8 protein-coding genes and 1 tRNA gene are annotated in these 6,320 nt (G+C 69.8%); 3 read left to right on the top strand and 6 right to left on the bottom strand.

All coding sequences use genetic code 11. The annotated features are described in order from the left end of the window. The 4 genes from metG to VLI41_RS16720 form a co-directional block, all read right to left on the bottom strand. The coding region (gene metG / locus VLI41_RS16735; protein ID WP_325269227.1) for a methionine--tRNA ligase at positions 1 to 1,256 on the bottom strand (1,256 nt) is incomplete at its 3' end. A 78-nt stretch (positions 1,257 to 1,334) separates the two neighbouring features. Next, on the bottom strand, positions 1,335 to 1,688 hold the full coding sequence (locus tag VLI41_RS16730; RefSeq protein WP_325269226.1) for a DMT family protein: 354 nt from the start codon (positions 1,686 to 1,688) through the stop codon (positions 1,335 to 1,337). 71 nt (positions 1,689 to 1,759) lie between these two features. After that, the gene (locus VLI41_RS16725; RefSeq protein ID WP_325269225.1) at positions 1,760 to 3,163 is read right to left on the bottom strand and encodes an amidase; all 1,404 of its coding nucleotides are present in this window, start codon (positions 3,161 to 3,163) and stop codon (positions 1,760 to 1,762) included. A gap of 66 nt (positions 3,164 to 3,229) precedes the next feature. Continuing rightward, a complete protein-coding gene (locus VLI41_RS16720; RefSeq protein ID WP_325269224.1) occupies positions 3,230 to 3,475 on the bottom strand; it encodes a hypothetical protein in 246 nt (81 codons plus the stop codon). A gap of 122 nt (positions 3,476 to 3,597) precedes the next feature. Between VLI41_RS16720 and VLI41_RS16715 the strand changes: the two genes are divergently transcribed. Then, positions 3,598 to 3,673: transfer RNA gene (locus VLI41_RS16715), tRNA-Thr, on the top strand. Between the two features lie 17 nt (positions 3,674 to 3,690). After that, complete coding sequence (locus VLI41_RS16710; RefSeq protein WP_325269223.1) at positions 3,691 to 4,146, top strand: YaiI/YqxD family protein; 456 nt, start codon at positions 3,691 to 3,693, stop codon at positions 4,144 to 4,146. A gap of 9 nt (positions 4,147 to 4,155) precedes the next feature. Here the strand turns inward: VLI41_RS16710 and VLI41_RS16705 are convergent, their stop codons facing one another. Next, positions 4,156 to 4,629, bottom strand: coding sequence for a hypothetical protein (locus VLI41_RS16705; protein ID WP_325269222.1), 474 nt, complete (start codon positions 4,627 to 4,629; stop codon positions 4,156 to 4,158). A gap of 136 nt (positions 4,630 to 4,765) precedes the next feature. Between VLI41_RS16705 and VLI41_RS16700 the strand changes: the two genes are divergently transcribed. Next, entirely contained in the window at positions 4,766 to 5,293 is a 528-nt protein-coding gene (locus VLI41_RS16700; protein WP_325269221.1) for a cytochrome c family protein, read from the top strand. A gap of 218 nt (positions 5,294 to 5,511) precedes the next feature. Here VLI41_RS16700 and VLI41_RS16695 read toward each other — a convergent pair whose 3' ends face one another. Further along, complete coding sequence (locus tag VLI41_RS16695; protein WP_325269220.1) at positions 5,512 to 6,291, bottom strand: class II aldolase/adducin family protein; 780 nt, start codon at positions 6,289 to 6,291, stop codon at positions 5,512 to 5,514. Positions 6,292 to 6,320: the final 29 nt, after the last annotated feature.

The raw sequence follows: 6,320 nt of genomic DNA, 5'->3' as shown, positions 1-6,320 counted from the left end.
GCCTGGAACTGCTCCCAGGTGAAGGAGGAGTCCGAGCTCTCCGGCGCATTGGCCGTCAGCCACCAGCGCCAGTAGTCCGCCGGCAGGATTTCCAGCGCGTGGTCCATGAAGACGCCGCGCTTCTGCGAGGTCGAGAACTTGCCGCCGTAATAGTTGAGCCAGTTGAAGCCCTTCAGCTCGTCCACCAGCTTCCACGGCGCATTCTCGCGAGGGGTGAACCTGCCGTCGGCACCGAGCTTCTCGTTCACTCCGAACAGGGTGCAGGGGAAGCCCACGGTGTGGAAGGGCACGTTGTCCTTGCCCATGAACTCGACGTACTTCACATCCGCCGCGGCGGGTTCGCGCCACCAGCGCTCCCAGGCGGAATCCTCGGGCGTGCGCCCATCCTCGATCGCCCGGGCGTCGGCCCACTCCCAGGTCGCGGCGATGTACTCGATGGGCGCGTCGAACCAGACGTAGAAGACCTTGTCGGCCAGCCCCGCCGCGTCGGGCAGCCGACCTTGCGGGTCCGGGCCCCACTCGAAGGCGTTGACCGGCACGCCCCAGGAGAGGTCGCGGGTGACGCCGCGGTCCTGCAGCCCCTCGTCCAGCCACTTGTAGGCGATCGAGGTGACGAGATTGGGCCACTCGCGCTTCTTGCCGTCGATCCATTCGCGCAGCTTCGGCGCGAACAGCGACTGGCGCAGGAACAGGTGCTTGGAATCCCGGATCTCGATCTCGGTCGAGCCGGAGATCGCCGAGCGCGGATGGATCAGGTCGGCGGGATCGAGCACCCGGGTGCAGTTCTCGCACTGATCCCCGCGCGCGGCGTCGTAGCCGCAATGCGGGCAGGTCCCGATCACGTAGCGGTCCGGCAGGAAGCGCTTGTCGGCCAGGGAATAGACCTGCTGGGTCACCCGCTCCTCGATGAAGCCCGCCTCCCACAGCGACTGGGCGAAGCGCTGGGTCAGCCGGTGGTTCTGCGGCGAGGACGAGCGGCCGAAGTGGTCCCAGGACAGGCCGAAGGCGCGCCCGATGCGGTGCTGGACGGCGTGCTGCTCCTCGCAATAGTCGCTGACGTCCTGGCCGGCTTCGGCCGCGGCGAGCTCGGCGGGCGTGCCGTGCTCGTCGGTGGCGCAGATGTAGAGCGTCTCGTGACCGCGCGAGCGCTGGAAGCGGGCGTAGACGTCGGCCGGCAGCATCGAGCCCGCCAGGTTCCCCAGGTGCTTGATCCCGTTGATGTACGGCAGGGCCGAGGTGATCAGGATGCGGGGCATGGACTTTCGGGCGCTGGGCGGAAACCGGGGCTTATAGGCCGCCAGAGGTGGTTCGCCAAAGCCGGCGGCGCAAGGCGCTCAGAACGGGCCCCGGAAGACGAAGAAGGCGCCGAGCGCGATGAAGGCGAAGCCCACCAGGTGATTGGGCGTGACCGGCTCCTTCAGCCAGGTCACGGAGAACACCGCGAACACCGACAGCGTGATCACCTCCTGCAGGGCTTTCAGCTCTGCCGGGTCATAGGTGAGCCGGCCGATGCGGTTGGCCGGCACCGCCAGGCAGTATTCGAAGAAGGCGATCCCCCAGCTGATCAGCAGGATCAGCCACAGCGGCCGGTGCTCCACCTTCAGCTGGCCGTACCAGGCGAAGGTCATGAAGACGTTGGAGGCGATCAGCATCAGGATCGGGACAATCGCGGTCCAGCTCAACGGCATGCAGGCTCCGGGGAATGGCGCTGGCGCCGCTGTAGCGCGCCGGGCGGGGCGGCGTCACGCCCGCGGAAGGCTCAGAGCGGCGGCGCCTTGTCGAACCACGGCCGCGCCTGCTCGAGCTGCCCTGCGAGGCTGAAGAGAAGCCCCTCCTCGCCCATCCTGGCCACGAACTGCATCCCGATCGGCAGGCCCGATCGGCTCCAGGCGAGCGGCGCGGTCATGGCGGGCTGGCCGGTGATGTTGAACGGCTGGGTGTTGGGCATGAACTGGCCGAGCCGCTCGCCGACCTTGCCGCGCGCTTCGAACAGCCATCCCAGCGGGATCGCGGGCTGGCCGAGCGTGGAGAGCAGCAGGACGTCGTAGGTCTCGAACAGCTGGGCCTCGGCGCGCGCGTAGGCGTGGAGCGCGGCGAGCGCCCGCACATAGGCTGGGCCGGCGACCGTCTGGCCGCGGCGGTAGGTCGAAACCGTGAGCGGCTCGAGCTCGCCCTCCTCGATGGCGCGCCCGCGCCGCTCGGCTTCGGCGTCCAGTTCGGAGGCGACGCTGGCGGCGATCACCACGCCGGCGGCCGCCTGCATGGCCGAGGCGTCGCCGGGCACGCGCGCCTCCTCCACCGCATGGCCGAGGCTTTCGCAAAGCCTGGCGGTCTCGAGGACGGCGGCCTCGCATTCGGGATCGAGCGCGCTCGCCTGCAGGGCCGCGGTGGTGAAGGCGATGCGCAGCCGGCCCGGCGCGCGCCGCGCGGCCTCGGCGAAGGCGACCTGCGGCGGCGGCAGGAAGTAGGGATCCCCCGGCTGCGGCGCGCAGACGGCGTCCAGCAGGGCGGCGCTGTCGCGCACCGAGCGGGTGACGGCGTGGTTGATCGAGGCGCCGGCCCAGCCTTCGCCCGCCGGCGCGAACGAGACCCGCCCGCGCGAGGGCTTGAACCCGAACAGGCCGCAGCAGGAGGCCGGAATGCGGATCGAGCCGCCGCCGTCGCTGGCGTGCGCGGCCGGGACGATCCCCGCCGCGACCGCGGCCGCCGCCCCGCCGGAGGAGCCGCCGGAGGTGCGCGAGAGGTCCCAGGGGTTGCGGCAAGGCCCCAGCAGTTCGGATTCGGTGACCGGCCAGAGGCCGAGCTCGGGCGTGTTGGTCTTGCCGATGATGGCGAGGCCGGCCGCCTTGTAGAGGCGCACGAGCGCGCTGTCGGCCGCCGCCACGTCGTGGGCGAAGAGGCGTGACCCGCGTGTGGTCGGCGTGCCCGCGTGGCTCGCGCCCAGGTCCTTGAGCAGGAAGGGAACGCCGGCGAAGGGGCCGTTCACCGGTTCTGCGGCGCGCGCGCTCGCCGTCAGGTCCTGGGTGACGGCGTTGATCTGCGGATTGACCTTCGCCATCCGCGCGGCGGCGGTTTCGACCAGTTCGCCCGCGCTGACCGCGCCGCGCGCCACCAGCTCCGCCAGGCCGACGGCGTCGTAGCTTCTGTACTCGTCGAAATTCACGGCTCTCTCCGCGCCCGGACCGGGCCACGCAAGCACAGCCGGGGCGCGCTTCCAAGCCGCTTCGGCTCAGCGGAGCAGCTTCACCAGGATGCGGATTGCGACGGCGAGCAGGACCGCAAGGGTGAGGAGGCCCAGGTATGGCGCGTGGATGGCCGTCGTCCAGGCGTGGCCCACTGCGGTCCACATCTCGGAGATCGACCAATGCCAGATCGGCGGAATGGGCGGCGCCGTCTGCGCCGCATCGGCCGCGGCGCTGTTCGTCGCGGCGTGGGCCGCCGCCGCGTCGGCCGCCGCATGGGCATGCTTCGCCATTGTTCCGCCTGCCGCCAAGATCCTGCGGCCATCATCGCCCGGAATCGCGAAGGGAAGCTTAAACGCCGAACGGCCACGGTTGCTGCGGCCCCGCGGCCGTGGCATCGCTCCGCCGATCCAGGGCCGGATTAGCTCAGCTGGTAGAGCAGCGGTTTTGTAAACCGAAGGTCGGGGGTTCGAGTCCCTCATCCGGCGCCATCCCATCGGACGCCAACATGCGCATCTTCGTCGACGCCGACGCCTGTCCGGTGAAGGACGAGGTCTACAAGGTGGCCGCGCGGTATGGGCTGAAGACGATGGTGGTCGCCAACGGCTTCATCCGCACGCCGGCCTCGCCCTTGATCGAGTTCGTGATGGTCGAGGCCGGGCCCGACGTCGCCGACGACTGGATCGCAGAGCGCGCCGAGCCGGGCGACATCGTGATCACCAACGACATCCCGCTGGCCGAGCGGGCGCTGAAGAAGCAGGCCCGCGCCATCGCGCCGAACGGACGGGCCTTCACGCCCGACAGCATCGGCCAGGCGCTGGCGGGCCGGGCGATCTCGGAGCACATCCGCTCCACCGGCGAGATCACCGGCGGTCCCAAGGCGTTCGAGCGCGCCGACCGCTCGCGCTTCCTGCAGGCGCTCGACGAGGCGGTCAATCGCGAGCGGCGCGCGATGCGGCGCTAGCGACGTCGCTCAGCCATCCGCCTGGGCGCGCAGCTCCAGGACGGCGAAGGCGATCATGGAGGTCGCCAAGCCGGCGCTCAGAACCAGATGAACCACGACGAGCGGCGAGGCCGTCCCGGCGAGGCTCAGCCCGTATCCCGCCAGGACCCCGGCCATGGCGCCCCAGAACCCCAACTCGAAGGCCCGCCGGCGGTGCGCGCGCGTGGTCTCGTCGTTGAGCACGGCGCGGATCTCGCGGGAGAGGATGAAGCCGCCCCCGGTGGCGATGAGCGCCAGCATCAGCGCCGGCCAGAGGAGGTAGGTCGCCGCGCGGATCATGTCGAACGCCCCGTCCGACCACGTCCACGGCATGAGCATCGGAAGGGACAGCAGCTGCCAGTTCACGAAGAACAGGCCCTGCAGCATCACGCCCCAGGTGCGACGGCGCTGCAGGCGATCGATGAGCTCGGCGGAAGGGGGCTGCGGCGCTGGCGTTGCGGCCATGGATAGGCTCCGGCAAAGTCACCTAAGGGTGACATATCACGGATCGGCCACGGGCGGGTCAAGCCATCTTGCATCGGCAAGACGACGCGCTAGCTTGCCGCACCTTTTTTCTGGCCGCTGAGGAGACTCGCCGAACATGCGCCACCCGGGTCTGGTTTTCGCCGCTGCGGCGCTCGCCGCCACGCTCGCCGGTTGCGGCAAGTCGCCGAGCAACACCCAATCGCAGAACGCACAGGCGTCCTCGAGCGAGCAGCCCGGGGCGCCGGCCGCGACCACCACGGCCGAGCCCACCGATGCGCAGAAGAAGGCGCTGGTGGCGAGCCTGCCCGCCCCGTTCAACACCGGCGACCTGGAAAACGGCGAGGCCAAGTTCGCGATCTGCAAGTCCTGCCACACGCTCACCCCCGGCGGCCCCGACATGACCGGCCCGAACCTCAACGGGATCTTCGGCCGCAAGGTCGCCAGCAAGGCCGGATTCAACTACTCGGACGCGCTGAAGGCGCAGACCTTCACGTGGGACGCCCCGCACCTCGACCAGTGGCTGACCGACCCCAAGGCGATGGTCCCCAACACCAAGATGACCTTCCCCGGCTTCAAGGACCCGAAGGACCGGATCGACGTGATCGCCTACCTGAAGGCCGAGACCAGCCCGCCCAGTTCGTGAGCGGAATTTCGTGCCAGACGGGCAGGATCGGCATGGACAACCTTGACGGGTAGCGCCGCGTGCGCAATGGTCAATCTCGTCGACCCTGGCCCCGGTCCTCGCGTCGACGTCCCTGAGCGCGTCCGTCGCGCTGGCCCGGCCGATCTCCCCCGCTCGGCCGCGGCATTTTCATTAGGCCCTCCCCCGCGAGGCGGAGGGCCTCTTTTTGCCGGCGGTGACTAAGCGTCGTAGCCCGGCGAGTGGCGATCCAGCCGGCGCAGGCAGCCGGGCCAGGCCAGGGCGCCGCCGATGCCGTTGGATCCGTTCGACCCCAGCCCGCGCACGGCGTCCTGGGCCGCGTCCGGCGCGATGAGCACGTTGTCGCGGCCGGCCGAAAGCGCCATCACCTGCTGCTTGCAGGCGCGCTCCAGGTAGAACATCCCGACCCAGCAGTTGGCCGCCGTCTCGCCGACCGCCAGGGTGCCGTGATTGCGCAGCAGCATCAGGGTCTTGGAGCCGATGTCGGCGACCAGCCGCTCGCGTTCGTCGAGATTGAGCGCCACGCCCTCGTAGTCGTGGTAGGCGAGCCTCGGCAGCACGATCAGCGCGTGCTGCGACAGCGGCAGCAGCCCTTCCTTCTGGGCGGCGACGGCGACGCCCTGGTCGGTGTGCAGGTGCATCACAAACCTGGCGTCGTCGCGCGCGGCGTGGATCGCCGAATGGATCGTGAAGCCCGCCGGATTGATGAAGTAGGCGGTCTCCTGCAGCACCTGGCCGTCGAGGTCGACCTTGACCAGCGACGAGGCGGTGATCTCGTCGAACATCAGCCCGTACGGATTGATCAGGAAGTGGTGCTCCGGCCCGGGGATGCGGGCGGAAATGTGGGTGTAGATGAGGTCATCCCAGCCGTGCAGGGCGACCAGCCGGTAGAGCGCCGCGAGATCCACGCGCGCCTGCCACTCCTCGGCGCTCACCTTGCCTTGCAGCGAGGTCACGCCCGCGACCGAACCGTCCGCCATGGGCCGTCTCCTTGAACTTAAATTCCGGC

The organism is Phenylobacterium sp., from assembly GCF_035475775.1.
Taxonomy (GTDB): Bacteria; Pseudomonadota; Alphaproteobacteria; order Caulobacterales; family Caulobacteraceae; genus Phenylobacterium.
This window is presented reverse-complemented; position numbering and strand designations above follow the sequence as displayed.

Excerpts from the sequence above, each read along its gene's own strand:
- VLI41_RS16730 (WP_325269226.1), bottom strand. The coding sequence starts at position 1,688 with ATGCCGTTGAGCTGGACCGCGATTGTCCCGATCCTGATGCTGATCGCC.
- VLI41_RS16720 (WP_325269224.1), bottom strand. The coding sequence starts at position 3,475 with ATGGCGAAGCATGCCCATGCGGCGGCCGACGCGGCGGCGGCCCACGCC.
- VLI41_RS16710 (WP_325269223.1), top strand. The coding sequence starts at position 3,691 with ATGCGCATCTTCGTCGACGCCGACGCCTGTCCGGTGAAGGACGAGGTC.
- VLI41_RS16705 (WP_325269222.1), bottom strand. The coding sequence starts at position 4,629 with ATGGCCGCAACGCCAGCGCCGCAGCCCCCTTCCGCCGAGCTCATCGAT.
- VLI41_RS16700 (WP_325269221.1), top strand. The coding sequence starts at position 4,766 with ATGCGCCACCCGGGTCTGGTTTTCGCCGCTGCGGCGCTCGCCGCCACG.
- VLI41_RS16695 (WP_325269220.1), bottom strand. The coding sequence starts at position 6,291 with ATGGCGGACGGTTCGGTCGCGGGCGTGACCTCGCTGCAAGGCAAGGTG.